Here is a 26,764-nt window from a genome sequence, read left to right on the forward strand (position 1 = left end):
CGCGAGCGGCCTTACCTTTAATTCCACTTGCACGAAAGCGACTTCACAAATTTGCGAAGTCGCTATCTTGTGACTTCCTGCCAGTCACGTCTCGTCTTGTTTCGTCTCGTTACGTAGAGACACGCCGACAGCAGCGTCAGCGCAGCTTCAACGTCGACAAGCCGATCAGCACCAGCATCAGCGTGATGATCCAGAAACGGACCACCACCTGCGTTTCTTTCCATCCCGACAATTCGAAGTGGTGATGCAGCGGCGCCATCTTGAAGATGCGCCGCCCTTCGCCGTATCGCTTCTTGGTGTATTTGAACCAGGTGACCTGCAACATCACCGACAGCGTTTCCGCGACGAACACACCGCCCATCACGAACAGCACGACTTCCTGTCGCACGATCACGGCGACCGTGCCGAGCGCGCCGCCGAGTGCCAGTGCGCCCACGTCGCCCATGAACACCTGCGCCGGATGCGTGTTGAACCATAGGAACGCCAACCCCGCCCCCGACATCGCCGAACAGAACACGAGCAACTCGCCCGCGCCCGGTATGTGAGGGAACAGCAGGTACTTCGAGTACACGACGTTACCCATCACGTAAGCGAACACGCCGAGTGCCGCACCGACCAGCACGACTGGCATGATGACCAGCCCGTCGAGGCCGTCCGTGAGGTTAACGGCGTTGGACGAGCCGACGATGACAAAGTAGGTCAGCGCGATGAAACCAAACACGCCGAGCGGGTAGCTCATCGTCTTGAAGAACGGCACGATGAAGTCCGCTTTCGGCGGCAAATCGAGCGGGAAGCCGTTACGCACCCAGCTGATGAACAGCTCGAAGACCTTCAGGTTGCTCGTCTCCGAGACGGAGAACGCCAGATAAATGGCGGCGAACAGACCGATGATCGATTGCCAGAAATACTTCTCGCGCGACGACATGCCGCGCGGGTCCTTGAAGACGACTTTCCGGTAATCGTCGATCCAGCCGATGATCCCGAAGCCCAGCGTGACCAGCAGCACGATCCAGATGAAACGGTTGCTCAGATCCGCCCAGAGCAGCGTGGCGACGGTAATGCCGATGAGAATCAGCACGCCGCCCATCGTGGGCGTACCCGACTTCACAAGGTGCGTCTGCGGGCCGTCGGTACGCACGGCCTGACCCACCTTCATCTCGGCGAGCTTGCGAATGACCATCGGCCCGAACGAGAGCCCGATCACCAGCGCCGTGAGGCTTGCCATCACGGCCCGAAACGTCAGGTAGTTGAACACGCGCAAATAGCTCGCATCCGCTTGCAGCCATTGCGCCAACGTCAGCAACATTCCATCAATCCTTTATCACTTGGCCGGGGCGTTGCCGCCCCCGCTTTCACTCGTCGCGCGCAACTGTTCGAGCACGCGCTCCATCCGCATAAAGCGGCTTCCCTTCACCAGCACCGTTGCCGGCGCACTCAACGTGGCGTTCAGCGTCGCTACGAGCGGCGCCACGTCGTTCACATCCGAAAAATGTTCACCGCCGTCGCCGAACGCGACAACGCTGGCCTGCGTCTGTTCACCCATCGCGAGCAGGCGATCGATACCGCGCTGTGCGGCGTATTCGCCCACTTCGCGGTGGAATGCGGGACCGTTGTCACCGACCTCGCCCATGTCGCCGAGCACCAGGACACGCGGTGCGGGCGTCTGCGCAAGTACGTCGATTGCGGCCAATACGGAATCGGGGTTCGCATTATAGGTGTCGTCGATCAGCGTGACACCTGCGAGCGGTCCCTTCGACAGCGTGGACACCTGAAGTCGGCCTTTGACGGCAGAGAAAGCTTCGAGTGCCCGCACGATCGAACCAATGTCCACGTGCGCACCCAGTGCGCAGGCGATCGCGGCCAGCGCGTTGCGTGCGTTGTGCTCGCCCAGCAGTGGGAGCGTGAGCGAGAACTCGCCAGCGGGCGAGGCCACGCGCAACACACGCGTTGCTACGTCGTACCGCCCCGACACGGCCGCACGCGCATCCAGCGCGAAGTCCAGTACGCGACGCTTGCCCGCCACCTCGCGCCACATCGGTGCGAATTCGCTCTCAGCCGGGAAGACGGCCACGCCGTCGCCGGGCAGCGCCGCCAGCACAGCCGAATGCTCTTCGGCCACGGCGGCCACGTTCACCATGAATTCCTGATGCTCGCGTTGCGCGTTGTTGATGACGGCCACCGTCGGCTGCGCGATCTTCGCCAGATACGCGGTCTCGCCCGGGTGATTCATGCCGAGTTCGAGCACCGCGAGCTTGTCGCCGTCTTTCAGACGGAACAGCGTCAGCGGCAGGCCGATGTCGTTGTTGAAGTTTCCGGCGGTCGCCAGACGTGCGTCCGCGCCCGCCGCCTCGGCGAAGATCGCCGAGATCATTTCCTTGACGGTCGTCTTGCCGTTGCTTCCCGTGACCGCGACGACCGGAATCGCGAAGCAGCGACGCCATGCGGCGGCCAGTTCTCCCAGCGCGATGCGCGTGTCGGGCACGATCAGCGCAGGTGTCTCGAAACCGTCCGGCACGTGGGTCGCGACCACGGCGGCTGCGCCTGCGCGCGCCACGTCGGCCAGAAAATCGTGTGCATCGAAACGCTCGCCCTTGAGCGCCACGAACAGATCGCCCGGCTGCACCGAACGGCTATCCGTCACGATGCGGGCAAACGCCGTCGACGGTGCGCCGGTGACGCGCGAATCCGTCACGGCAGCCTGTGCGTCGCTCAGTTGCCACATGAACTTTTGCATCGTCGGCGTCATTCGCCACCTCCGCGCACCGTGGTCGCACGCGCAGCGAGTGCCAGACGCGCGTGTTCCTGATCGGAGAACGGCCGCTTCTTACCCATGATTTCCTGTGTACTTTCGTGTCCCTTGCCCGCGATCAGCACGACGTCTGCGGCCTGCGCGCCGCGCACGGCCTGAAGAATCGCGCTTGCGCGGTCTTCGATGCGACGCGCGGCGTCCGGCTGCGCGAGACCGGCAGCGATCTGCGTCATGATCTCGGCGGGCACTTCGGTGCGCGGGTTGTCGCTCGTGAGCACGATGGCATCCGCCAGACGCTCGGCCACCGCCCCCATCTGCGGACGCTTGCCCGCATCCCGATCGCCGCCGCAACCGAACACGCAGACGAGCTTGCCGCCGCGTGCTTGCGTGACCGGCCGCAGGGCGGCCAGCGTTTTGTCGAGTGCGTCGGGCGTATGGGCGTAATCGATCACCACCAGCGGTTGCCCCGGTTGTCCGATCTGCTCCATGCGGCCAGACACCGGCGCGAGCGTCGCAAGTCCGGCGATGGCGGCATCTTGCGCGACACCGGCGGCCAGCGCTGCGCCGAGCACGGCAAGGGCGTTGCTAATGTTGAACTCACCGATCAGCGGTACCGTCACTTGCTGGCTCTGATCGTCGATATGCAGTGTGAAGCGCGTGCCCGCAGTCGTGGCGCGAATGTCTTCCGCACGCAGCACGCGATTGCCATGTGCCGACGTCGCGGCGCCGTGAATGCCGTATTCCAAGACCGGTGTCTTGCCAGCCAGACGCGTCAGCAAACGCTGCCCCATCGCATCGTCGCGATTGATGACCGCCGCCTTCAGTCCCGGCCAGTCGAACAGGCGCGTCTTGGCCGCTTCGTACTCGGCCATCGTGCCGTGATAGTCGAGGTGGTCCTGCGTCAGGTTAGTGAACACTGCCACGTCGAACGCCACACCGTTCACGCGTCCCTGATACAAACCGTGCGACGACACCTCCATCGCGACCGCCGCAGCGCCTTGCGCGCGCAGATCCTCGAGGCTGTGTTGCAACTGGACGGCGTCGGGCGTGGTGAAGCCCGTCACGGTGAGATGACCGGGGAAGCCGCTGCCCAGCGTACCGATCACGGCGCTGCGCACGTTCGCCTTCGAGAGCAATTGCGCCAGCCATTGGCTGCACGACGTCTTGCCGTTGGTGCCCGTCACGCCGAACATCGTCATGCCGACGCTCGGCTCGCCGTACCACAGCGCCGCCAGCGGGCCTGCGAGCCAGTCGAGGCGCGCCACGCCAAACTGCGGCACGTTGGCGAGCGACGTAAGCGATGCGGGCCAGGTGAAATCGTCGCTCTGCCAGAGCACCGCAGCAGCACCGCGCTCGACGGCATCGGCAATGAAGCCACGACTGTCGGCACCCTTGACCGCGTAGGCGACGAACACATCTCCCGGCATCACGCGACGGCTATCCGCATGCAACGTGGCACCCGCCGCCACCGTGCGGCGCAGCCAGTCCCACGCCTGCGCGAGCGCGGCGCGATCGGTGGCATCCGCGACCATGGCGAACGTGGCGGGATTTTGCGGCGTCGGGGTCACGGTGCCCATGGCTCGCTCTCCTCCACCTTGTCGCTCACGACGAGCTTCGTCACCGGCGAATCCGGCACCACGTTCAGTGCCCGCAACGTCCCGCCCACAATCGACGCGAACGCCGGACCGGCAGCCACGCCACCGTAGTGAGAACCGCGGCCCGGCTCATCGAGCGTGACCGCCACGATGATGCGCGGCTCGGACATCGGCGCCATGCCCACGAACGATGCGCGGTACTTGCTCTTGTCGTATCCCTTGCCCGATTGCTTGTAGGCCGTACCCGTCTTGCCACCCACGCGATATCCGATCACCTGAGCGCGCGTGGCCGTGCCGCCGGGCGACGTCACCATTTCCAGCATCTTGCGCACTTCGCGTGCAGTCGCCGGAGAAATCACCGGCGTTCCCTTCACGGTACTGCCGTCCGTCTTATAGATGGAGATCGGCAGCAATTCGCCGTCATGGGCGAAGACGGTGTAAGCACGCGCCAGTTGAATCAGCGAGGCCGACAGCCCGTAGCCGTAACCCATCGTCGCCTGCTCGATCGGACGCCAGCTCTTGGCCGGACGCAGACGTCCCGCCACAGCCCCCGGGAAGCCGAGCTTCGGTGCCTGACCGAGGCCGACGCTGGTAAACATGTCCCACATGTCCTGCGGTTTCATCATCAGCGCGATCTTCGCCGTACCGATGTTGCTCGACTTCTGAATGACACCGGCCACCGTGAGCATGCCGTAGTCGTGGGTATCGGTAATGTTCGCGCCGAAGAAGTTGGCGCGGCCCGTGGTCATGACCGTCGACGTCGGCTTCACATAACCGTTTTCCATCGCAGCGGCGATGGTGATCGGCTTCATGATGGAACCGGGCTCGAAGGTGTCGGTGATGACGCGGTTGCGAAGCTGCGCGCCCGTCAGGTTCGTGCGGTTGTTGGGGTTGTACGTCGGCAGGTTGGCCAGCGCGAGCACCTCGCCCGTGCGCACGTCGAGCACCACAGCGCTGGCGGCTTTCGCGCCGGTGCGCTCCATGGCGTCCTTGAGTTCGCTGTAGGCGAGGAACTGGATCTTGCTATCGATCGAGAGCGTAATGTCGTGCCCGTCGCGCGGCTGCGCGAGGATGTCGATATCCTCGACCACGCGTCCCAGACGGTCCTTGATCACCCGGCGGCTGCCCGGCGTTGCGGCCAGATCCTTCTGCATCGACAGTTCGACGCCTTCCTGACCGATATCCTCGACGTTCGTAAAGCCCACCACGTGCGCCGCGATCTCACCTTCCGGATAGAAGCGCTTGTACTCCTTGCGCTGATACACGCCAGGGATGTCGAGGTCTGCGACTTGCTTGGCTACGTCGGGCAGGACCTGACGCTTCACATAGACGAAGCTCTTTTCCTGATTGAATTTGCGACGCAGATCCGACTCGCTCATCTCGAGCAGCTTCGAGAGCTGACGCACCTGCTGCGTCGAGACGTCATCGGGCACGTCTTCCGGAATCGCCCAGATGGCCTTGACGGGCAGACTGGTGGCAAGCACCTGTCCGTTACGGTCGAACACTTTGCCGCGCGTGGCGGACATCTCCAGTGTGCGTTCGTAACGGCTCTCGCCCTGACGTTGATAGAAGGCGTTGCCCGGCCCCTGAATCCAGAAGGCACGCGCGACCAGCGACGCGAACGCGCCGAAGATCACGAAGACGAGCATCTTCGAGCGCCACATCGGCAGACGCACGGACAGGACCGGGCTGGCAGAGAACTGCACATCCTTGGTCTTGGCCTTAGCGTCCTTGCGGCGAATCATCGTTTGCCTCCGCTTGCAGGGGCGGACGCGGCGCTTGCGGTCGGCACCGGCACGTCCACCATCGCGCCCGTGCTTCCGGCGGGTGCGGACAGATATTGCGTGCGGCCGGGCGAGACAGCCTGCATCTTCAGGTCGCTGCGCGCGACGCTCTCGATACGGGCGCTCTTGCTCTGCGCGCTCTGCTCATACTGGAGACGGTCCCAGTCCTGCAACAATTGATGCTCGAGCGCCTGCTCGCGGTTCAGTTCGACGAACGTGCCGCGCGCACGGTATTGCGCATTGATCAGGGAAAGGGCGCAGCCGATCAGCACTGCGAGCAGGAGGATATTGAGCCGGCTCATGTCGACACCCGCTCCATGACCCGCATGATCGCCGAGCGCGAACGAGCGTTCGCCTCCACCTCGGCGGCGGACGGCTTGATCTTGCGGCGGGCTTTGAAAGGCGGCTCTGGAATTTCGTGAGCGCGCAGCGGCACGCGGCGATCCACCGCCGGCGCGCTTGAGCGAGCCTGCATGAAGCGCTTCACGATCCGGTCTTCCAGTGAATGAAAGCTGATCGCCACGAGTCTGCCTCCCGTTTCGAGGACATCGGCCGCCACATCCAGTGCTATCTGCAAGTCCGCAAGCTCTTGATTGACGTGAATCCGTAGAGCCTGAAAGGTACGTGTTGCCGGGTCCTTGCCCTTCTCACGGGTTTTGACGGCGCCCGCCACGATCGCGGCAAGCTCGCGTGTACTGACGAGAGGCCCGAGGCGGTCGGCGTCTGCCCGGCGAGCAACAAGCGCCTTTGCAATCTGAAAAGCAAACCGTTCTTCCCCATAGTCCTTGATGACCTCCGTCATTTCTTCCAGCGTTGCCCGGGCCAGCCAATCGGCAGCCGACTCGCCGCGCGTGGGATCCATGCGCATATCGAGCGGACCGTCGGCCCGAAAACTGAATCCGCGCGCCGGGTCGTCGATTTGCGGCGACGACACGCCCAGGTCCAGCAAAACGCCCGACACCTTGTCGATACCGCGCCGGGCTAGCGCCTCGCGCAACGTCGCGAAGCTCTCGTGCTCAATCGAAAATCGCGGATCGGCAATCTTTGCCGCCTCCGCGATCGCTTGGGGATCCTTGTCGAATGCGATCAGCCTCCCCTGGGCACCCAGCCGCTCGAGCAGCCTGCGACTGTGCCCGCCGCGGCCGAACGTGCCGTCGACGTAGACGCCATCGTCGCGCCACAGCAAGGCATCCACGGCCTCCTCTAGCAGGACCGTGCGGTGCTGCATTACCGTTTCCACCGCGTGCGCCATGCTCGTCGGACCACCTGATCTGTCAAAAAGTGAAGTTCTTCAGTGCTTCCGGCATGCCCTGCGCCATCGCCGCCTGTTCCTTGGCGGCATACGTCGCGGCATCCCAGAGTTCGAAATGACTGCCCATGCCCAGCAGCATGACTTCCTTGTCCATGCCCGCGGCGGCGCGCAATTCGGGCGCCACCAGGACACGGCCCGCCGAATCCATCTCGACGTCGGCTGCGTTGCCCAGGAAGATGCGTCGCCACCAGTGCGCGTCCATCGGCAGTGCGGCGATCTTGCCGCGGAAGATCTCCCATTCGGGACGCGGGAACAGCAGCAGACATCCATCCGGGTGCTTGGTGATCGTCACCTTGCCTTCAGCGTCGCCCTGAAGCACGTCACGGTGCCGGGCCGGAATCGACATCCGTCCCTTTGCATCCAGTGAAAGTGCCGAGGCTCCCTGAAACACATGCGCTCCCGTGAGGTTTCGTCTGCCTGCCCGTCATGCCGAAAGAGAAAGATTTTGTGCTCTACACCACACAAAAATACACTTTCTCACACTATTTCCCACTTTAGAGGAGAGTGTATGGGCGGTCAAGCGTTTCGCCCATTTTTCAGAGGGAATTTGGTAGTCAGAACAATGACTTAGCTCACTTTCCTAAAGTTGGAAAACGGAATTTTGTCAGGAAAATTAAAGACATAAGTGCGATAGTGAAAGTGGAACCTCATATTTTGAGCATCACTTCGCGCGAGGCCCGTCGGTACTGTCGATACGGCGTAGTGCGCGCTCACGCCGTGCCGACACCGTGGAAAACCGGCCGGCACGCACTTACACGAAGGGGATCGATGCAGGAGGCAGGGGGTCTTTCGGGGAGTTCTTGCGTACGCTCTATATATAGTAGGCCGTCGTCGTCATGACCTTTGCCGCTGCGCGCATGACGCGTTGGACCGGCGCTGGCAGCTCAATGCCACCGGCGTCACGCGCGGCCTGCCCGTGCTCGATCTCGTCCAGACGCATCTGATCGACGATGGCTCGCGAGCGCAGGTCGTGCGCAGGCAAGTCATCGAGATGGCTGTCCAGATGATGCTCGACCTGACGCTCGGTCTCGGACATAAAGCCGAGACTCACCTCGTCGCCGCACTTCCCGGCGACGAAGCCGATGGCAAAAGCGCCCGCGTACCACAGCGGATTAAGCAGACTGGGACGCGAGCCGAGCTCCGAGAGACGGTGCGCCGTCCATGCGAGGTGATCCTCTTCTTCCTTGCCCGCGTGCTCGAACGCCGTGCGCAACTCGGGGCGCTTCGTCGCCAGCTTCTGTGCCTGATACAGCGCTTGCGCACAAACCTCACCGACATGGTTCACGCGCATGAGGCCTGCAACGTGGCGCCGCTCTTGGGACGTCAATGCGTCGTCGCCTACGGGGGCGTCGCTATTTTCGGATTGGACTGGGACGGGAGTCGGACGGGACGCTTGCGTGACGCCTGCGATGGCACGCAGACCACGGTCAAGTTCGGAAATCAGACTGTCGGAGAACATCGTACTTTCAACTCACTTAAATCTTTCACAATGCGGAACGCAGGACGATAATTTCACGCCCGCGGCCAATGATACGCCCCTTTATCCGGCGCGCCTTGCGCGGGCGCAAACGCGCGAAATCCCCGCCAGATGCCGGTTTCCACGATGTTGCGTAAACGAAACAAAACCCGCCGCGAACCCGCGTAAAACCGGCCTTTTCCTTTGCCGCCTAAAGTGAATTTGTTACATTACGTCCAACTTCTCGCGAAGTTGATTAGCAAGGACGTTATCACTAGTGACCTTGTTAAACAAATCTCACAATCCTTTGGAGATCACTCAATGAAAAAGTCGCTTCTCGCTCTGGGTGTGCTCGGCGCATTCGCTGGCGCTGCTCACGCTCAAAGCAGCGTGACCCTGTACGGTATCATCGACGCTGGCCTGCAGTACGTCAGCAAGACTGGTGGCAACCTGGCTGGCACGGGTACCACGAACCACAACTTCCAGTTCGCCAACGGCAACCTGCAAGGTTCGCGTTGGGGCCTGAAGGGTGCTGAAGACCTCGGTGGCGGCCTGAAGGCGATCTTCGTCTTGGAAAACGGCTTCAACCTGGGTTCGGGCACGCTGGGCCAGAACAGCCGTATGTTCGGTCGTCAAGCCTACGTTGGTCTGAGCAGCGCAACGGCTGGTACGTTCACCATCGGTCGTCAGTACGACTCCGTGGTTGACTTCGTTGGCCCGTACGCTTCGGGTAGCCAATGGGCGACGTTCGCGGGCGCTCACCCGTTCGACAACGACAACCTGAACAACTCGTTCCGCGTCAACAACTCGGTCAAGTACACGACGATCAACTACGCTGGCTTCAGCGCCGGCGGTATGTATGGCTTCTCGAACTCGGCTAACAACGGTTCGACGGGTTCGGGCTTCGCCAACAACCGTGCTTACTCGTTCGGTCTGGGCTACGCTAACGGCCCGGTGTCGTTCGGTGCTGGTTACTTGATGCTGAGCGCACCGGCTGCTAACTCGACCGGCGTGATCAACAACGGTGGCGATGCAACGACCCCGATGACGCTCGGCGGCCTGGTTGCCAGCGACAAGGCATGGATCGCATCGGCAGGCGGTTCGTACGCCTTCGGTCCGGCCACGCTGGGTCTGGTCTACGCACACAGCGTGTACCAATACGTTGGTGGCGGCAGCTGGAAGTTCGACAACGCCGAACTGAACGCCAAGTACATGCTGACCCCGGCACTGCAACTGGGCGCTTCGTACACGTACACGTGGTCGACGCTTAACCTGACGGGCAGCAGCGTGTCGCCGAAGTACCACCAAGTCAACCTGGGCGTCGACTACTTCCTGTCGAAGCGCACGGACACGTACCTGGTTGGTCTGTGGCAACACGCCAACAACGACGCTCCTGGCGGCGCATCGTTGAACGGCCTGGGCTTCTCGAACAGCACGAACCAGTTCGCCGTTACGGCTGGCGTGCGTCACAAGTTCTAAGCTGACAGTTTCTGTCACTTAGGCTTTGGCGAAAGGGCACCTTCGGGTGCCCTTTTTTTATGCGTCAGCGGCACAAAGCATCCGCCCTTCGGTGCAATCGCCCAAGCCTCGTAACCGCCCTATCTTGACCCGGCGATTATTTCAAACCTAAAATTTCCATACTGTAAATTTTCCGCCATCGACCATGAGCCTCGCCGACTCCGATTCTCTCGATCTCGAAACGCGAGCCCACGATCGCGAGCACGACGCGCTGCGGCTTTGGCTGCGGCTGCTCACCTGCGCCAACCTGATCGAAACGGACATCCGCTCACGCCTTCGTCAGGAGTTTGACTGCACGCTTCCGCGCTTCGATTTGCTTGCGCAGCTCGATCGTCACCCGGAAGGACTGAAGATGGGAGAGCTCAGTAAGCGAATGATGGTGACTGGCGGCAACGTGACCGGCATCACCGATCAGTTGGAGAAAGAAGGCTGGGTGACGCGCGAGACCGTCGTGAATGACCGCCGCGCGTTTCTGATCAAACTGACGGCCCGTGGAAAGAAAGCCTTCTCCAATATGGCCCGCGCTCACGAACAATGGATCGAGCAACGCCTGGGCGCCTTGCCGGAAGATCAGCGGCAGCAGCTCTATCTGCTGCTCGGGGATTTAAAGTCGGTCATTTCGTAGCGATAGCGAAGTACCGCGAATGCATTTCGCGCACAGATCACCGCACAGCCTGCATCGGCGCGTCCAGTAGCGCTCGGGCGGTGGCGGCCGCTGGCGTACTGTCCAATGCGGCGAGCGTCGCATTTCGTTCAGCTTCCGGCCGTTTTGACATGGCTTTGACCGCCGCATAGAACCTTGGCAGGTCGTCATGCTCTTGCGCCAGCAGCGCCATAAACGCTGGCACCCACTGGTTATAGGTCGCGAACGATCCGATCTTGGCGTTGTTCAGATCCGTGGCAAACCATAGATCGAATCCCTTGTAACCGCCCCAGGACGTCTTCAGCGCGTCGTAATCCGCACGCATGCGATCGAACAGGGCATCCTTGCTCGCCACCTTTGCCGCGTCCGTTTCCGAACTGTCATACACGGCTTCGAGTCGTTTTCGATACCCATCGACCAATTTGCGGAACTGGCGACGATGCGCATCGTAACGGTCGTACTCCATCGCCGCGTCGGGGTGTGCGGCGAGCCAGCGCCGAACACCCACCGTCTCGACTGTCACAGCGAAGGACTCGTTAAACGCTGTGTCTCCCCTCACGAACAGGATCTGATGCGCGAGCTCGTGGAAGATCATGCGCGCGACTTCCGCCCGCGGGAGGTAGATGAAGGTGTTGAGCAGCGGATCGTCAAAGTAGCCTAGCGTCGAATAGGCAGGGATTCCCGCGACGAACGTCTCCCATCCATCCCGGTGGAGTTCGGCCGCGTATGCTTCGGCGGACTCGCGCGAGTAATAGCCACGGTACTCGACGCAACCGACGACCAACAGGCACGACTCGTGAAGCTTCAGGGACAGGGTCGGCGCAGCGAAAACGTTGTACACAACGAATGGCCGCTTGAGATCGGCATAGCTTCGATAGCTGCCGTTATCCGGTTCACCGAGTGCCGAGACAGCGTAGCTGCGAATTTGCTCTGCCTCGATCAGCCGCGTGCGCAAACGCGGATCGATAGACGGATCGGCCAGCAAATCACTCACCGGCTGCGCTTCATGTAAGACCGTGAAGTGGCCGTTGATCGACTGCGCGTAGTAGCCGACCTGCGCGCAGCCGGAAAGCCCAATCGCGAGGGCTATCGTCACGGCGAGTCCCGCGCCCCGGGGGCCCCACCGCAGGAGCGTCGCAAGCAAGATCGGCATTGCTAGACTCCAGGCTGTTGATTCGAAAGGGACTCGGAACCGGCTTAGGACGGGCTTATGGAACGTCGTCGCCGTCAGACCGGTGCGACGTCGACCAGGCAATCGTAAAACGTCGGTGCCCGGCCAAGATCGGTGAGTTGCTGGCTAGTGACTTCGTTGGCGTTCTTTCCGTCCGGTGCGAGCTTCTTCCACCAGATCGATAGTCCGACGACAACGCCCTCTCGCGCTTTCTCCGTGACCCGAGCCTTGGCACTCAGCGTGCCCCGGTCGTTGAAAATGCGCACGTTCGCACCATCCGAAATGCCCCGTGGCGCAGCGTCTTCCGGGTGAATATCCAACGTGGGCTCTCCGACCGAAGCCCGAAGACTGTCGACGTTAACGAAGCTGGAATTCAGAAAGTTGCGCGCCGGCGGCGAAATCATGGCCAGCGGATAACGCTCGGCCAACTCCGGATTGCTGGCGACCGATTCGTACGGCGGCACCCAATCCGGTAGCGGATCGAATCCTTCTTCACGCATGCGTTCGGAGTAGAACTCGCATTTGCCGGACGGCGTATAAAACTGACCGTTCGCAAAAGGTGCCTCAGGCAGATCGTAGCGAATCCACCCATCACGTTTGAGCGTCGCCCAGTCACTGCCAGCCATGCGAGCATCGCTCCAGCGAATCGATTGCTCCGCCAATTGGTCGTCGGTGTCGGAAAAACACGACTCCTGCCATCCCATCCGCTTAGCCAGCAGACGGAAAATCTCCGAGTTCGGTTTCGACTCGCCGAGCGGCGCGATGGCCGGGTTATTCGCGAGCAGATACGTGTGCCCGTACGCCTTGTGAATGTCCAGATGCTCGAGCTGCGTGGTCGCTGGCAACACGAAGTCGGCGTAGTCTGCCGTGTCCGTCTGGAAGTGTTCGAGTACGACAGTAAAGAGATCTTCACGTCCGAAGCCAGCCGCCACCTTGCTCGACTCAGGCGCAACGGCCACCGGGTTGCTGTTGTACACCACCAGTGCCTCGATCTTCGGGCCGAAAACGTCGTCGCCCGGATGACACAACGCGTCACCGATGGCGCTCATATTGACGATGCGCGCCGGTTTGTCCTGACGCGCCCGCAGATCGGGACGTGCCTGCGCCACCGCATCCACCGGCGCATAGCCGGACGTAGACATCAGCAGCCCACCAGCCGGGTCTCGCCAAGCACCGATCAGCGCCGGGAGACAGGCCACTGCACGCGTTGCCTGACCACCGCCCTTCGCGCGCTGCATGCCGTAGTTGAGACGAATGGCGGCAGGCTTCGCACTGGCGTACTCACGAGCCAGCGTCGTCACCGTTTCTTCGGGAATGCCGCAAATCTCGGCGACACGCGCCGGCGTGTAGCGACGTACGCGATCCTTGAGCTCGCTGTAACCGACCGTGTGACGTGCGATGTACTCGTGATCGACCAGATCTTCCGCAATCAGCACGTGCATCATGCCCAGCGCCAACGCCGCATCGGTGCCCGGCAGCAGTGCGATGTGCTGATGGCACTTCTCAGCGGTGAGGGACCGGTAGGGATCGATGGCAATCAGCTTGGCACCCCGTCGCTTGGCTTCCTGCGCAATGGCCCAGAAGTGCACGCTCGACGTGATGGGATTACTCCCCCAGATGAGGATAAGTTTGCTATCGACGAAATGCTCGACATGCATGCCAACGCCAGCGCCATACGTATATCGAAGCCCTGCGGCCCCCGCGCTCGCGCAGATAGTGCGATCGAGATCGGATGCACCGATCTTGTTGAAGAAACGTGCGGCCATCGACTCGCCCTGCACGAAGCCCATCGTACCGGCGTAGCTGTAGGGCAGGATCGCTTCGGGCTCTCGGGCCGCAATGACGCCAAGGCGGGCGGCAATTTCATCGAGCGCTTCGTCCCAGCTCACCCGCATGAACTCGCCGCTGCCCTTCGGCCCAACGCGCTTGAGCGGGTGCAGCAGACGATCCGGGTGATAAGTTCGTTCAGTGTAACGAGAGACTTTCGTGCACAGGACGCCCTTGGTCGTCGGATGGTCCGCATCTCCCTGGACCTTAATCGCGACGCCGTTCTCCACCGTCACGTGCAGTGCGCACGTATCGGGACAGTCATGCGGGCATGCGGCCCGAACGACGTGGGTATTGGTCGTCATCAAACTACTCCTCTCTCTACCAAATTTCTGCGCTCGGGGACATTGGCGCGCTGGCGATATTGTATTACGTTCGCCCGCGGGCTGCCCCGCCGCACGGGCATTCGCGACTTTTTTCAGGCGTGTCCGACCGCTCGTTCGGACATTTCCGAGCGAGGTGCCAGACCTGCCCATTAGGGGTAAGATGAGCCATTGCGCTCCGCAGGAAACCCCCGTCATGAAGCTCATTCCAGAAATCGACGCCGCTCGCGGCGAAATCCAGACTATCCGACGTGACATCCACGCGCACCCCGAGCTGTGCTTCGAAGAGAAACGCACCTCCGACGTTGTCGCCGACACGTTGACCCAATGGGGCATCCCGATTCATCGGGGCCTCGGCAAGACAGGTCTCGTTGGCATCATCAAGAATGGCAGCAGCGACCGCGCGATCGGTCTGCGCGCCGACATGGACGCCCTCCCGATTCACGAAGCCAATACCTTCGAGCATGCCTCTCAGCATGAAGGGAAGATGCACGCCTGCGGGCATGACGGGCACACCGCCATGCTGCTTGCTGCAGCGCAATATCTGCAGAAGCACCGAAATTTCGATGGCACGGTCTACCTGATTTTCCAGCCCGCGGAAGAAGGTGGCGGTGGTGCACGGGAGATGATCAAGGACGGGCTGTTCGAACGTTTCCCGATGCAAGCGGTGTTCGGTATGCACAACTGGCCGGGCGTACCGACGGGGACCTTCGCCGTCACGCCTGGGCCGATGATGGCATCGAGCAACGAATTCAAGATTTCGATTCGCGGTAAGGGTACGCATGCCGGTATTCCGAACGCGGGGATCGATCCGGTGATTGCTACTGTCCAGGTCGCTCAAGCGCTGCAGAGCATCATCACCCGCAATAAGCGTCCGATTGACGCAGCAGTGCTCTCGATCACTCAAATCCACGCTGGCGATACGACGAACGTTGTCCCTGATCTGGCATGGCTTGGCGGCACGATTCGCACGTTCTCTATCGAGGTCCTCGACCTGATTGAGACACGGCTTCGCGAGATTTCCGAGTTTGTGGCCAAGGGGCTCGGTTGCACAGCCGAAATCGAGTTTCACCGCAACTACCCGCCGACCATTAATGAGCCGGGCATGGCTGCGCTATGCGCCGATGTGATGCGGCAAGTGGTGGGGGACGAGAACGTCAATGACAAGGTCGAGCCCACGATGGGCGCGGAAGATTTCTCGTTCATGCTGCTCGAGAAGCCGGGTGCCTACGTTTTCATCGGGAATGGTGACGGAACGCACCGGGATAGCGGTCACGGCCTCGGTCCTTGCAACCTCCACAACGCCAGCTATGATTTCAACGATGATCTGCTGCCGCTCGGTGGCACCTATTGGGTCAAGCTGGTCGAGACGTATTTCGAGCGCAATAAGTGAGTAAGCGACGCTGATGTCTCAGCGCCCAACAAAAAGCCAGCAATGTGATTTGCTGGCTTTTTTGCTTTTGATGGTGCTATCAGCTGCTATTTTGCTGCTGTCGTCGTCGGAATACCATCTGCGTCCAAGTGGATATCACCGTACCACGCAGTGAACTTGGACTGCGTATTATCGCCGTCGCTCATGATGGCGATACCGATCAAACGGCCCGGCGGTTCGCCAAACGCCTTTTCATAATCCTTCGCGATATCGCGGGAATACGTCAGCCATTGGCCGAGGTTGCTCGTGCCACGCTCAACGACAACCGAACGGATACGGCCGGTGTACGGATTGGGCACCACGTCATTCACGGCGAGCTTGTCGTCACCCCACGTGTACATCAGCGTCGCAAATGGCAACTCCCTGCCGCTGACCATTCGGGCCAGCTCACGGTGCATGTGATCTTGCATGGAGAGTTTGCCTGCGTCTCCGTCGAAAGCGAGCGCAATGCGCAGCGGCGCGTCATCGTATCGCTTCGTACGTATATCCGCATTGACCGGCATGGCGTCTGTTCGCCAACGCCACGTCAGTTTCGCACCGGGATACACGGGAATATCGAGCTTCTGCGCAATGCCGGAAGCCGACCCGTCAACGGTCGCTCGAATCACTGCGATTCCTTCGCTATCCGTGGTTTGCTCGTAGTGCGTCAGACGCTTATTACGGGTGACAAGATATGTTTCCCAGTGCGGAGGAAGCCCTTCAGGATCGACGGCCGCGGAGAGCGATGCGATCTCTTCACGATGTGACAACGCAGTCGAGCCTGAAACGTGCGCCATCGCTGCATCGTGCGACGCACATCCACCGATACCGCCAATCGTGATGGCAGCACCCAAACTCGCCAACCCGACCTGCCACCGCGCGTAATGCTTAGTTCTATTCTGATCGACCACCCGTTTTACTCCCCGAACTTCCAACCCCGTGGCCGAATGCTAAGCGAGAAATGCGCGACGATCTACCCGGAATTTCACTTCGTGCTGACGTTACAACAACGCAGTAATGCACAAAGCGTCAACGCAAAGCAAAAACCCCTTGCTACGTTTGTAGCAAGGGGTTTTTAAGGGGAGCCTGACGATTACCTACTTTCACACGGGTATCCGCACTATCATCGGCGTGGAGTCGTTTCACGGTCCTGTTCGGGATGGGAAGGGGTGGTTCCAACTCGCTATGGTCATCAGGCTTAACTTGTATGTTCCGCTGACCTGAGGTCAACAAAACCAATTCGGAAGAAGCGTAGTACAACAACTATTGTGGGTTGTGAGTTGTATCGGCACATTGCGATACTCACACCAGGAAAAACACACTGGTTATAGGATCAAGCCTTACGGGCAATTAGTATCAGTTAGCTTAACGCATTACTGCGCTTCCACACCTGACCTATCAACGTCCTGGTCTTGAACGACCCTTCAAAGGAATCGAGTTCCTAGGGAAGTCTCATCTTAAGGCGAGTTTCCCGCTTAGATGCTTTCAGCGGTTATCTCTTCCGAACATAGCTACCCGGCGATGCCACTGGCGTGACAACCGGTACACCAGAGGTTCGTCCACTCCGGTCCTCTCGTACTAGGAGCAGCCCCCTTCAAACTTCCAACGCCCACGGCAGATAGGGACCAAACTGTCTCACGACGTTTTAAACCCAGCTCACGTACCTCTTTAAATGGCGAACAGCCATACCCTTGGGACCGGCTACAGCCCCAGGATGAGATGAGCCGACATCGAGGTGCCAAACACCGCCGTCGATATGAACTCTTGGGCGGTATCAGCCTGTTATCCCCAGAGTACCTTTTATCCGTTGAGCGATGGCCCTTCCATACAGAACCACCGGATCACTATGACCTGCTTTCGCACCTGCTCGACTTGTCAGTCTCGCAGTTAAGCACGCTTTTGCCATTGCACTATCAGCACGATTTCCGACCGTACCTAGCGTACCTTCGTACTCCTCCGTTACACTTTGGGAGGAGACCGCCCCAGTCAAACTGCCTACCATGCACTGTCCCCGATCCGGATTACGGACCTAGGTTAGAACCTCAAACAAGCCAGGGTGGTATTTCAAGGACGGCTCCACAGAAACTAGCGTTCCTGCTTCAAAGCCTCCCACCTATCCTACACAGACCGGTTCAAAGTCCAATGCAAAGCTACAGTAAAGGTTCATGGGGTCTTTCCGTCTAGCCGCGGGTAGATTGCATCATCACAAACACTTCAACTTCGCTGAGTCTCGGGAGGAGACAGTGTGGCCATCGTTACGCCATTCGTGCAGGTCGGAACTTACCCGACAAGGAATTTCGCTACCTTAGGACCGTTATAGTTACGGCCGCCGTTTACCGGGACTTCAATCAAGAGCTTGCACCCCATCATTTAATCTTCCGGCACCGGGCAGGCGTCACACCCTATACGTCCACTTTCGTGTTTGCAGAGTGCTGTGTTTTTATTAAACAGTCGCAGCCACCAGTTTATTGCAACCCCTTCACCCTTCTGGCGCAGGCCAGTTAAGCTACAAGGGCGTACCTTATCCCGAAGTTACGGTACCAATTTGCCGAGTTCCTTCTCCCGAGTTCTCTCAAGCGCCTTAGAATACTCATCTCGCCCACCTGTGTCGGTTTGCGGTACGGTCTCGTATGACTGAAGCTTAGAGGCTTTTCTTGGAACCACTTCCAATTGCTTCGCGAACAAGTTCGCTCGCCCCACAGCCTTGAATTACGCGCCCGGATTTGCCTAAGCGCCTTCTCCACTGCAGGGACCGGGACTTCCAACACCCGGACAACCTTCCGCGATCCGTCCCCCCATCGCATCATACGACGGTGCAGGAATATTAACCTGCTTCCCATCAGCTACGCATCTCTGCCTCGCCTTAGGGGCCGACTCACCCTACGCCGATGAACGTTGCGTAGGAAACCTTGGGCTTACGGCGAGGGGGCCTTTCACCCCCTTTATCGCTACTCATGTCAGCATTCGCACTTCTGATACCTCCAGCATCCTTTACAAGACACCTTCACAGGCTTACAGAACGCTCTCCTACCATGCGAGCAAGCTCGCATCCGCAGCTTCGGTATATTGCTTAGCCCCGTTACATCTTCCGCGCAGGACGACTCGATCAGTGAGCTATTACGCTTTCTTTAAAGGGTGGCTGCTTCTAAGCCAACCTCCTGACTGTTTTAGCCTTCCCACTTCGTTTCCCACTTAGCAATATTTAGGGACCTTAGCTGGCGGTCTGGGTTGTTTCCCTCTTGACACCGGACGTTAGCACCCGATGTCTGTCTCCCGTGATTGCACTCTTCGGTATTCGGAGTTTGCTATGGCGAGGTAATCCGCAATGGACCCCTCAACCATGACAGTGCTCTACCCCCGAAGGTGATACACGAGGCACTACCTAAATAGTTTTCGGAGAGAACCAGCTATTTCCAAGTTTGTTTAGCCTTTCACCCCTATCCACAGCTCATCCCCTAACTTTTCAACGTTAGTGGGTTCGGTCCTCCAGTACGTGTTACCGCACCTTCAACCTGGCCATGGATAGATCACTTGGTTTCGGGTCTACACCCAGCGACTGAACGCCCTATTCGGACTCGCTTTCGCTACGCCTTCCCTATTCGGTTAAGCTCGCCACTGAATGTAAGTCGCTGACCCATTATACAAAAGGTACGCCGTCACCCCTTACGAGGCTCCGACTGTTTGTATGCATGCGGTTTCAGGATCTATTTCACTCCCCTCCCGGGGTTCTTTTCGCCTTTCCCTCACGGTACTGGTTCACTATCGGTCGATTACGAGTATTTAGCCTTGGAGGATGGTCCCCCCATCTTCAGACAGGATTTCACGTGTCCCGCCCTACTTTTCTCAAGCTTAGTTCCACACCAGGGTTTTCTCATACGGGGCTATCACCCACTATGGCCGGACTTTCCATTCCGTTTTGATAACACCGGTGCTAAATCTTGAAGGCTGGTCCCATTTCGCTCGCCACTACTTTGGGAATCTCGGTTGATTTCTTTTCCTGCAGCTACTTAGATGTTTCAGTTCGCCGCGTTCGCTTCGCTAGACCTATGTATTCAGTCTAGGATGACCTAAAAGGCCGGGTTTCCCCATTCGGACATTTGTGGATCAATGCTTATTTGCCAGCTCCCCACAACTTTTCGCAGGCTATCGCGTCCTTCATCGCCTGTAATCGCCAAGGCATCCACCACATGCACTTATTCGCTTGACCCTATAACGAGTGCGTCTTTCGACACATTCTTCATAGGTTGAGTATTAGCGTTGTGCCGTATTCCAAGTCATCTTTCGATCACTTAAATACTGGTTGATACAATCACAACCCGTACAATTTCCACGCGCCATCTCTAACGCGCTTCCGTTGTACTACTTCTTCTTCCAAATTGTTAAAGAACATAAACTGCATGACATTGCTGTCATTCAAAAGCATTCACTTTGCTTGTAATTCATCACAGGGGATTTACTACAGACGTAAAGCGCTTTTGACTGACATCGATGCGATCTAAGGTTTTTGGTGGAGGATGACGGGATCGAACCGACGACCCCCTGCTTGCAAAGCAGGTGCTCTCCCAGCTGAGCTAATCCCCCAATCAAGCCGACTTACCACCACTTGAGTCTATCGAACAGTGGTTAAAAAGCTTGGTGGGTCTAGATGGACTCGAACCATCGACCCCCGCCTTATCAAGACGGTGCTCTAACCAACTGAGCTATAGACCCGACTTAGATCTACGCAGTCAACAACCGATAAGCGTGAACACTCAACTTCCAGTGCATGCTCTAGAAAGGAGGTGATCCAGCCGCAGGTTCCCCTACGGCTACCTTGTTACGACTTCACCCCAGTCATGAATCCTGCCGTGGTAAGCGCCCTCCTTACGGTTAGGCTACCTACTTCTGGCAAAACCCACTCCCATGGTGTGACGGGCGGTGTGTACAAGACCCGGGAACGTATTCACCGCGACATGCTGATCCGCGATTACTAGCGATTCCAGCTTCACGCAGTCGAGTTGCAGACTGCGATCCGGACTACGATCGGTTTTCTGGGGTTAGCTCCACCTCGCGGTTTGGCAGCCCTCTGTACCGACCATTGTATGACGTGTGAAGCCCTACCCATAAGGGCCATGAGGACTTGACGTCATCCCCACCTTCCTCCGGTTTGTCACCGGCAGTCTCCTTAGAGTGCTCTTGCGTAGCAACTAAGGACAAGGGTTGCGCTCGTTGCGGGACTTAACCCAACATCTCACGACACGAGCTGACGACAGCCATGCAGCACCTGTGTTACGGTTCTCTTTCGAGCACATCCGCCTCTCAGCAGACTTCCGTACATGTCAAGGGTAGGTAAGGTTTTTCGCGTTGCATCGAATTAATCCACATCATCCACCGCTTGTGCGGGTCCCCGTCAATTCCTTTGAGTTTTAATCTTGCGACCGTACTCCCCAGGCGGTCAACTTCACGCGTTAGCTACGTTACTAAGGAAATGAATCCCCAACAACTAGTTGACATCGTTTAGGGCGTGGACTACCAGGGTATCTAATCCTGTTTGCTCCCCACGCTTTCGTGCATGAGCGTCAGTATTGGCCCAGGGGGCTGCCTTCGCCATCGGTATTCCTCCACATCTCTACGCATTTCACTGCTACACGTGGAATTCTACCCCCCTCTGCCATACTCTAGCCTTGCAGTCACGAATGCAGTTCCCAGGTTGAGCCCGGGGATTTCACATCCGTCTTACAAAACCGCCTGCGCACGCTTTACGCCCAGTAATTCCGATTAACGCTTGCACCCTACGTATTACCGCGGCTGCTGGCACGTAGTTAGCCGGTGCTTATTCTTCCGGTACCGTCATCCCCCCGAGGTATTAACCCAGAGGATTTCTTTCCGGACAAAAGTGCTTTACAACCCGAAGGCCTTCTTCACACACGCGGCATTGCTGGATCAGGCTTTCGCCCATTGTCCAAAATTCCCCACTGCTGCCTCCCGTAGGAGTCTGGGCCGTGTCTCAGTCCCAGTGTGGCTGGTCGTCCTCTCAGACCAGCTACAGATCGTCGCCTTGGTAAGCTTTTACCCCACCAACTAGCTAATCTGATATCGGCCGCTCTTGTAGCGCGAGGCCCGAAGGTCCCCCGCTTTCCTCCTCAGAGCGTATGCGGTATTAATCCGGCTTTCGCCGAGCTATCCCCCACTACAAGGTACGTTCCGATATATTACTCACCCGTTCGCCACTCGCCACCAGGTGCAAGCACCCGTGCTGCCGTTCGACTTGCATGTGTAAGGCATGCCGCCAGCGTTCAATCTGAGCCAGGATCAAACTCTTCAGTTTAAACCTGTTACTGTTTTCGGTTTTTCGTGATAAATCACTAGAACCGGTCGCTCTCAAAGTATGCTGACAAGTTAATTACTTAACTTACCTATTACTATGTGAGCCTCAATAAATTTAAAGCTTATCTGCCGAAGCAGACGCACCATTCATCGAGTGCCCACACTTATCGGTTGTTTAATTTTTAAAGATCAATCGCATCTGACTTAACTTCGTCGCTTAATTACCGCGCCGTCGCTTCGTTTTCTGCGTCGCTGCATCAGCAGCAGAGAAGTGAGATTATGTCGCAGCTTCTCGTCGTCGTCAACAGTTTTTTTCGCTTTCTTCGTTCGTCGCCGTAGCGACTCACAAGCTCCAAAACCACTAACCACCGGGCTTTGCGGCCCGTCGCTTCAACCTCGTCGCTGCTTTCGCTGCGTCGCTGTCGTTGCGAGAGACGGAATATTAGTGAAAACCCGGAACGCTGGCAAGCACTTTGTGAAAATAAATTGAAAACCCACGAAAAAGCCCCGTCGTGACGGGGCTTTTTCATTTCATACAGCGCCTGCCGGCGCTGTATGCCACGTGACTTCGGGGCTATTTCTTACCGAAGTACCGCTCGTAGATGGCGTCATACGTACCGTCCGCCTTGATCGCATCGACACCCTTGTTGATCTTGGCCAGAAGCTCGGCATCGCCCTTACGCACCGCAATGCCGTAGTACTCCTTCGGGAAGCTGCTGTCAGCGACCGTGCGAAGCTTGGCATTCGGATTATTCGCAATGAAGTTCACCACCACACCGTTATCTGCGACCACCGCATCAACGCCACCCGCTTCGAGTTCCTTCATCGCCAGCGGCGTGCCTTCGAAACGTTTGACCGACGGATTGTTCTTGCCCATCAGCTTCTGCACGACTTCATCGCCCGTCGTCGCCGTCTGCACGCCGACCTTCATCGACTTCAAATCGTCGAACTTCTGCACGGTCGAGTTCGCCGGCACGGCAATCAACTGCGATGCCTCAAAGTAAGGCTTCGAGAAATCCATCTGCTTGCTACGTTCGTCCGTGATCGTGATCGCAGAGATCAGAATGTCGCGGTCGCCCTGCACAAGCGAATTGAAGATGCCTTCGAACGGCGTATTGATAAAGCGGATGGAGATGCCCGCCTTATCGGCGACGGCTTTCATCACATCGATATCGAAACCGGCGATCTGCCGGGTATCGGTTTCGAATTCGAACGGCGCATAGGCGGCGTCCGATCCGACGACGTACACAGGTTGCGAGCCGTCCGGCCCGACCGACCGGCCCGCAGCCGATTCTTCCTTCTTCCCGCAGGCACTCAACAGCAGCCCCGAGGCCACCACCAAGGCCAGCGCAAATGCACGTCGTTTCATCGACATCGTTTCGTCCCTTGCTGAAAAAACCGGCAGACTATCATAGGACGACCTCCCCAACGGCGGCCGCCCCGGCTTTTCTCAACAGATCAGCGATGCTTGAAAACCGGCTTGCGCTTCTCGACGAACGCCGCCATGCCTTCCTTCTGGTCTTCCAACGCGAAGAGCGAATGGAACATGCGGCGCTCGAATTGCACGCCCTCGTCGAGGGTCGACTCGAAAGCGCGGTTGACGGCTTCCTTTGCGGCCATGACGACCGGCAGCGAATATTCACAGATGGTGTTGGCTGCGCCGATCGCCTCGTCGAGCAGCTTATCGAGCGGCACGATGCGCGAGACGAGGCCGGCGCGCTCAGCTTCGGTGGCATCCATGAAGCGCGCGGTCAGGCACATGTCCATGGCCTTGGCCTTCGACACGGCGCGTGTGAGACGCTGCGTACCGCCCGCGCCCGGAATCACCCCAAGCTTGATCTCCGGTTGTCCGAACTTTGCGTTGTCCGCAGCGATGATGAAGTCACACATCATGGCCAGTTCGCACCCGCCGCCGAGCGCGAATCCCGACACGGCAGCGATGACCGGCTTGCGGATACGGCGCACCGTCTCCCAGTTGCGCGTGATGTAGTCGCCCTTGAAGACGTCGGCGAACGTGTACTTGGACATCATGCCGATATCGGCGCCGGCGGCGAACGCCTTCTCACTCCCGGTGATCACCATGCAACCGATGGCTTCGTCGGCATCGAACGCGGTGAGCGCAGCGCCCAGTTCGTCCATCAGCGCGTCGTTCAGCGCGTTGAGCGCCTTCGGACGATTCAGCGTGATCAGACCGACGCGGCCGCGCGTCTCCACCAGAATGTTCTCGTACGTCATCCTCTTACTCCTCCAGTCAAAGTCTCGTCTTGTGATTCGGGGGTCGGCGGTGACTCGGGCTCGACACCCGGGCATCCGCCAGAAACAGATAAGGCGATGGGCGCGCCATCGGTTTGCAACGGCGCTGCGGCGCTCTGCGTGGGCCTGGGTGTGCGGCTCGCGGGGCGTCGACTGCAGTGGTTAGGCATGATGCCATTGATCCCCCGGGCACGCACCTTTCGTTCCGCAACGCAGATCGGAGGCCGCAAGTCGTCCAATGTCGGGACAAAGTCCGAGAAATCGGGAGCGACAGCCACCGGCATCCGACGATGCATCCCGCGAACCGGCCGCCCGCCCTGCACTCGGCGCGCCCGCTTCAGCCGCACAGCTCGCATGCGCGGATCCGTCGGGGAAAACCCGGCATCATCGTGTGCCACGCCCGGAAGATTTGGTGCTATATTAACAAACCAACCGGTCGGTTAATTAATGTTGACGTCGAATCGACGACAACGATTAGTCAGACGACCCGGTGCCGTCCCCTGCGTCTTGCCGCGCGAGCCACGAACTTGCGCGCAAGACAGCGAATCCGCCAGCCGCATCCCGACACGGACAGATCCACAACCATGACTCATCCCCTCTTCGCCAAACACCAAGAGACTCTCGATCGCGCCCTTCAGGCCATCGCCACGCGTGGTTACTGGAGCCCGTTCACGGAAATGCCGAGCCCGCGTGCTTATGGCGAGACGGCCGCCGCCGATGGCGAAGCCGCTTTCAAACAGTATCTGAACGCCGCCTTCCCGCTGGAGCAGCGCGGCAGCACGGGCAGTGTCGGCCAGGAAGCTTCGCCGTTCGGCTTTGCGCTCGGCACGACTTACCCCGGTTTCGAAATCGACGCCCTGCTCGCCCGCGTGAAGGACGCCCACAAGTCGTGGCGCGCCGCCACGCCGGACGCCTGGGTCGGCGTCTCGCTCGAAATCCTCAAACGCCTGAACGCACGTAGCTTCGAAATGGCCAACGCCGTGATGCACACGACGGGTCAGGCTTTCATGATGGCGTTCCAGGCCGGTGGCCCGCACGCGCAGGATCGCGGTCTCGAAGCCGTGGCCTACGCATGGGACGAACTGCGCCGCATTCCGGCTAACGCCTACTGGGAAAAGCCGCAGGGCAAGAACCCGCCGCTGGCGATGGAAAAGCGTTACACCGTCGTGCCGCGCGGCGTGGCGCTGGTGCTCGGCTGCTGCACGTTCCCGACATGGAACGGCTATCCCGGCCTGTTCGCCAGCCTCGCGACCGGCAATGCCGTTGTCGTCAAGCCGCATCCGGGCGCAATCCTGCCGCTCGCCATCACCGTGAAGATCGCGCGTGAAGTGCTCAAGGAAGCCGGTTTCGATCCGGATGTCGTCACGCTCGCCGCCACCAACCCGAACGACGGCGCCATCGTCCAGCAACTCGCGAAGCGCGACGAAGTGCGCGTGATCGATTTCACCGGCAGCACCGCCAACGGCGACTGGCTGGAAGTCAACGCGCGTCAGGCGCAGGTCTACACCGAGAAGGCCGGTGTGAACCAGATCGTGATCGACTCGACGGACGACCTCAAGGGCATGGCCCGCAACATCGGCTTCTCGCTCGCGCTGTACTCGGGCCAGATGTGCACCGCGCCGCAGAACATCTACATCCCGCGCGACGGTATCCAGACGCCGGACGGCAAGGTCTCGTTCGATGAAGTCGTGGCCGCCATTGCCGGTAGCGTTCAGAAGACGTGCAGCGATCCGGCCAAGGCCGTAGAACTGCTCGGCGCGATCCAGAACGAAGGCGTCATCGCCCGCATCGACGAAGCCCGCAAGGTCGGCCGTGTGGTGCTCGACAGCCAGACGCTCGAACACCCGGCCTTCGCCGGTGCACGCGTGCGCACGCCGCTGATCGTCGCGCTCGACGTCGCCGACGAAGCCACCTACACCCGCGAATGGTTCGGCCCGGTCACGTTCGTAATCGCCGTCGACAGCAGCGAGCAAGCTTTCGCGCTGGCCGGACGCACCGCCGCGCAGCACGGCGCCCTCACGCTTGCGGCCTACACGACGACGCCGGAAGGCGAAGCACTGGCACTCGACGCCGCCATCGAAGGCCGCGTCGCCCTGTCGCTCAACCTGACCGGCGGCGTGTTCGTCAACCAATCGGCGGCGTACTCGGACTACCACGGCACGGGCGGCAACCCGGCAGCAAACGCCAGCCTGGCCGATGCGGCCTTCGTCGCCAACCGTTTCCGCGTCGTGCAAAGCCGTCACCATGTGCCAGCCAAGTCCGAAGCGGGCGCTGCCTGATTCACGTCCAGTTAAGTCACATCTATATAGAGAGGACGGGAAACCCCTCACGCAAATGCGACGGTAAGTCACTACCATAGTCACTCACCGTCGCACGGCCCCTGCGCTTGAGCGCTTAGACGCCCGCGACCGATCTT

17 protein-coding genes, 2 tRNA genes and 3 rRNA genes are annotated in these 26,764 nt (G+C 59.5%); 4 read left to right on the plus strand and 18 right to left on the minus strand.

Annotated features, from left to right (window positions below):
* Window positions 1-136 precede the first annotated feature (136 nt).
* The 8 genes from mraY to coq7 all read right to left on the minus strand — a co-directional run bounded on the left by mraY (window position 137) and on the right by coq7 (window position 8,899).
* Window positions 137-1,306 carry a phospho-N-acetylmuramoyl-pentapeptide-transferase gene (gene mraY, locus NTU39_RS23930; protein WP_150666601.1) on the minus strand — a complete coding sequence of 390 codons (1,170 nt, stop codon included), beginning with the start codon at window positions 1,304-1,306 and terminating at the stop codon, window positions 137-139.
* A gap of 15 nt (window positions 1,307-1,321) precedes the next feature.
* Entirely contained in the window at window positions 1,322-2,746 is a 1,425-nt protein-coding gene (locus NTU39_RS23935; RefSeq protein ID WP_257958733.1) for a UDP-N-acetylmuramoyl-tripeptide--D-alanyl-D-alanine ligase, read from the minus strand.
* Window positions 2,743-4,281: a UDP-N-acetylmuramoyl-L-alanyl-D-glutamate--2,6-diaminopimelate ligase gene (locus tag NTU39_RS23940; protein WP_257960130.1), complete on the minus strand. Its 1,539-nt coding sequence runs from the start codon at window positions 4,279-4,281 to the stop codon at window positions 2,743-2,745. Before NTU39_RS23940 ends, NTU39_RS23935 begins: the two co-directional genes overlap by 4 nt.
* A 32-nt stretch (window positions 4,282-4,313) precedes the next feature.
* A complete protein-coding gene (locus NTU39_RS23945) occupies window positions 4,314-6,089 on the minus strand; it encodes a peptidoglycan D,D-transpeptidase FtsI family protein (protein WP_150666602.1) in 1,776 nt (591 codons plus the stop codon).
* On the minus strand, window positions 6,086-6,430 hold the full coding sequence (gene ftsL, locus NTU39_RS23950) for a cell division protein FtsL (RefSeq protein WP_150666603.1): 345 nt from the start codon (window positions 6,428-6,430) through the stop codon (window positions 6,086-6,088). Before ftsL ends, NTU39_RS23945 begins: the two co-directional genes overlap by 4 nt.
* Window positions 6,427-7,380 (minus strand): 16S rRNA (cytosine(1402)-N(4))-methyltransferase RsmH, encoded by a 954-nt coding sequence (rsmH, locus tag NTU39_RS23955; protein WP_150666604.1) that lies wholly within the window; start codon window positions 7,378-7,380, stop codon window positions 6,427-6,429. Before rsmH ends, ftsL begins: the two co-directional genes overlap by 4 nt.
* 22 nt (window positions 7,381-7,402) lie before the next feature.
* On the minus strand, window positions 7,403-7,831 hold the full coding sequence (gene mraZ / locus NTU39_RS23960) for a division/cell wall cluster transcriptional repressor MraZ (RefSeq protein ID WP_010806918.1): 429 nt from the start codon (window positions 7,829-7,831) through the stop codon (window positions 7,403-7,405).
* A gap of 420 nt (window positions 7,832-8,251) precedes the next feature.
* Window positions 8,252-8,899, minus strand: a complete 648-nt coding sequence (gene coq7, locus NTU39_RS23965; protein ID WP_150666605.1) for a 2-polyprenyl-3-methyl-6-methoxy-1,4-benzoquinone monooxygenase — start codon at window positions 8,897-8,899, stop codon at window positions 8,252-8,254.
* A gap of 318 nt (window positions 8,900-9,217) precedes the next feature.
* Between coq7 and NTU39_RS23970 the strand changes: the two genes are divergently transcribed.
* Both NTU39_RS23970 and NTU39_RS23975 read left to right on the plus strand, forming a co-directional pair.
* Complete coding sequence (locus NTU39_RS23970; RefSeq protein ID WP_150666606.1) at window positions 9,218-10,375, plus strand: porin; 1,158 nt, start codon at window positions 9,218-9,220, stop codon at window positions 10,373-10,375.
* Between the two features lie 184 nt (window positions 10,376-10,559).
* Window positions 10,560-11,039, plus strand: coding sequence for a MarR family winged helix-turn-helix transcriptional regulator (locus NTU39_RS23975; RefSeq protein ID WP_039393362.1), 480 nt, complete (start codon window positions 10,560-10,562; stop codon window positions 11,037-11,039).
* A gap of 37 nt (window positions 11,040-11,076) precedes the next feature.
* Here the strand turns inward: NTU39_RS23975 and NTU39_RS23980 are convergent, their stop codons facing one another.
* Window positions 11,077-12,210 (minus strand): aminopeptidase, encoded by a 1,134-nt coding sequence (locus tag NTU39_RS23980; protein WP_257958734.1) that lies wholly within the window; start codon window positions 12,208-12,210, stop codon window positions 11,077-11,079.
* Between the two features lie 74 nt (window positions 12,211-12,284).
* Entirely contained in the window at window positions 12,285-14,360 is a 2,076-nt protein-coding gene (locus NTU39_RS23985; RefSeq protein WP_150666608.1) for a molybdopterin-containing oxidoreductase family protein, read from the minus strand.
* Between the two features lie 214 nt (window positions 14,361-14,574).
* Here NTU39_RS23985 and NTU39_RS23990 point away from each other — a divergent pair, with 214 nt between their 5' ends.
* Window positions 14,575-15,771, plus strand: a complete 1,197-nt coding sequence (locus NTU39_RS23990) for a M20 aminoacylase family protein (RefSeq protein WP_257960131.1) — start codon at window positions 14,575-14,577, stop codon at window positions 15,769-15,771.
* 86 nt (window positions 15,772-15,857) lie between these two features.
* On the opposite strand, the gene NTU39_RS23995 is transcribed toward NTU39_RS23990, so the two are convergent.
* The 8 genes from NTU39_RS23995 to NTU39_RS24030 form a co-directional block, all read right to left on the minus strand.
* Entirely contained in the window at window positions 15,858-16,700 is an 843-nt protein-coding gene (locus NTU39_RS23995; protein ID WP_257958735.1) for a DUF3047 domain-containing protein, read from the minus strand.
* Window positions 16,701-16,873: 173 nt separating this feature from the next.
* A 5S ribosomal RNA gene (rrf, locus tag NTU39_RS24000) occupies window positions 16,874-16,986 on the minus strand.
* 132 nt (window positions 16,987-17,118) lie between these two features.
* Window positions 17,119-19,996 (minus strand): 23S ribosomal RNA (locus tag NTU39_RS24005).
* Between the two features lie 298 nt (window positions 19,997-20,294).
* Window positions 20,295-20,370 (minus strand) — tRNA-Ala (locus NTU39_RS24010).
* Between the two features lie 52 nt (window positions 20,371-20,422).
* A tRNA-Ile gene (locus NTU39_RS24015) sits at window positions 20,423-20,499 on the minus strand.
* Between the two features lie 64 nt (window positions 20,500-20,563).
* Window positions 20,564-22,096, minus strand: a 16S ribosomal RNA gene (locus NTU39_RS24020).
* Together the 16S, 23S and 5S rRNA genes with 2 tRNA genes alongside form the textbook arrangement of a ribosomal RNA operon.
* Window positions 22,097-22,669: 573 nt before the next feature.
* Window positions 22,670-23,470, minus strand: coding sequence for a basic amino acid ABC transporter substrate-binding protein (locus NTU39_RS24025; protein ID WP_046289888.1), 801 nt, complete (start codon window positions 23,468-23,470; stop codon window positions 22,670-22,672).
* 83 nt (window positions 23,471-23,553) lie between these two features.
* On the minus strand, window positions 23,554-24,330 hold the full coding sequence (locus NTU39_RS24030) for an enoyl-CoA hydratase (protein WP_150666138.1): 777 nt from the start codon (window positions 24,328-24,330) through the stop codon (window positions 23,554-23,556).
* Window positions 24,331-24,932: 602 nt separating this feature from the next.
* Between NTU39_RS24030 and paaN the strand changes: the two genes are divergently transcribed.
* Window positions 24,933-26,627 (plus strand): phenylacetic acid degradation protein PaaN, encoded by a 1,695-nt coding sequence (paaN, locus tag NTU39_RS24035; RefSeq protein ID WP_257958736.1) that lies wholly within the window; start codon window positions 24,933-24,935, stop codon window positions 26,625-26,627.
* The last annotated feature ends 137 nt before the right edge of the window (window positions 26,628-26,764 follow it).

This window comes from Pandoraea commovens (assembly GCF_024704525.1).
Taxonomy (GTDB): Bacteria; Pseudomonadota; Gammaproteobacteria; order Burkholderiales; family Burkholderiaceae; genus Pandoraea; species Pandoraea commovens.

Excerpts from the sequence above, each read along its gene's own strand:
- mraY (WP_150666601.1), bottom strand. The coding sequence starts at position 1,306 with ATGTTGCTGACGTTGGCGCAATGGCTGCAAGCGGATGCGAGCTATTTG.
- NTU39_RS23935 (WP_257958733.1), bottom strand. The coding sequence starts at position 2,746 with ATGACGCCGACGATGCAAAAGTTCATGTGGCAACTGAGCGACGCACAG.
- NTU39_RS23940 (WP_257960130.1), bottom strand. The coding sequence starts at position 4,281 with ATGGTCGCGGATGCCACCGATCGCGCCGCGCTCGCGCAGGCGTGGGAC.
- NTU39_RS23945 (WP_150666602.1), bottom strand. The coding sequence starts at position 6,089 with ATGATTCGCCGCAAGGACGCTAAGGCCAAGACCAAGGATGTGCAGTTC.
- ftsL (WP_150666603.1), bottom strand. The coding sequence starts at position 6,430 with ATGAGCCGGCTCAATATCCTCCTGCTCGCAGTGCTGATCGGCTGCGCC.
- rsmH (WP_150666604.1), bottom strand. The coding sequence starts at position 7,380 with ATGGCGCACGCGGTGGAAACGGTAATGCAGCACCGCACGGTCCTGCTA.
- coq7 (WP_150666605.1), bottom strand. The coding sequence starts at position 8,899 with ATGTTCTCCGACAGTCTGATTTCCGAACTTGACCGTGGTCTGCGTGCC.
- NTU39_RS23970 (WP_150666606.1), top strand. The coding sequence starts at position 9,218 with ATGAAAAAGTCGCTTCTCGCTCTGGGTGTGCTCGGCGCATTCGCTGGC.
- NTU39_RS23975 (WP_039393362.1), top strand. The coding sequence starts at position 10,560 with ATGAGCCTCGCCGACTCCGATTCTCTCGATCTCGAAACGCGAGCCCAC.
- NTU39_RS23980 (WP_257958734.1), bottom strand. The coding sequence starts at position 12,210 with ATGCCGATCTTGCTTGCGACGCTCCTGCGGTGGGGCCCCCGGGGCGCG.
- NTU39_RS23985 (WP_150666608.1), bottom strand. The coding sequence starts at position 14,360 with ATGACGACCAATACCCACGTCGTTCGGGCCGCATGCCCGCATGACTGT.
- NTU39_RS23990 (WP_257960131.1), top strand. The coding sequence starts at position 14,575 with ATGAAGCTCATTCCAGAAATCGACGCCGCTCGCGGCGAAATCCAGACT.
- NTU39_RS24025 (WP_046289888.1), bottom strand. The coding sequence starts at position 23,470 with ATGTCGATGAAACGACGTGCATTTGCGCTGGCCTTGGTGGTGGCCTCG.
- NTU39_RS24030 (WP_150666138.1), bottom strand. The coding sequence starts at position 24,330 with ATGACGTACGAGAACATTCTGGTGGAGACGCGCGGCCGCGTCGGTCTG.
- paaN (WP_257958736.1), top strand. The coding sequence starts at position 24,933 with ATGACTCATCCCCTCTTCGCCAAACACCAAGAGACTCTCGATCGCGCC.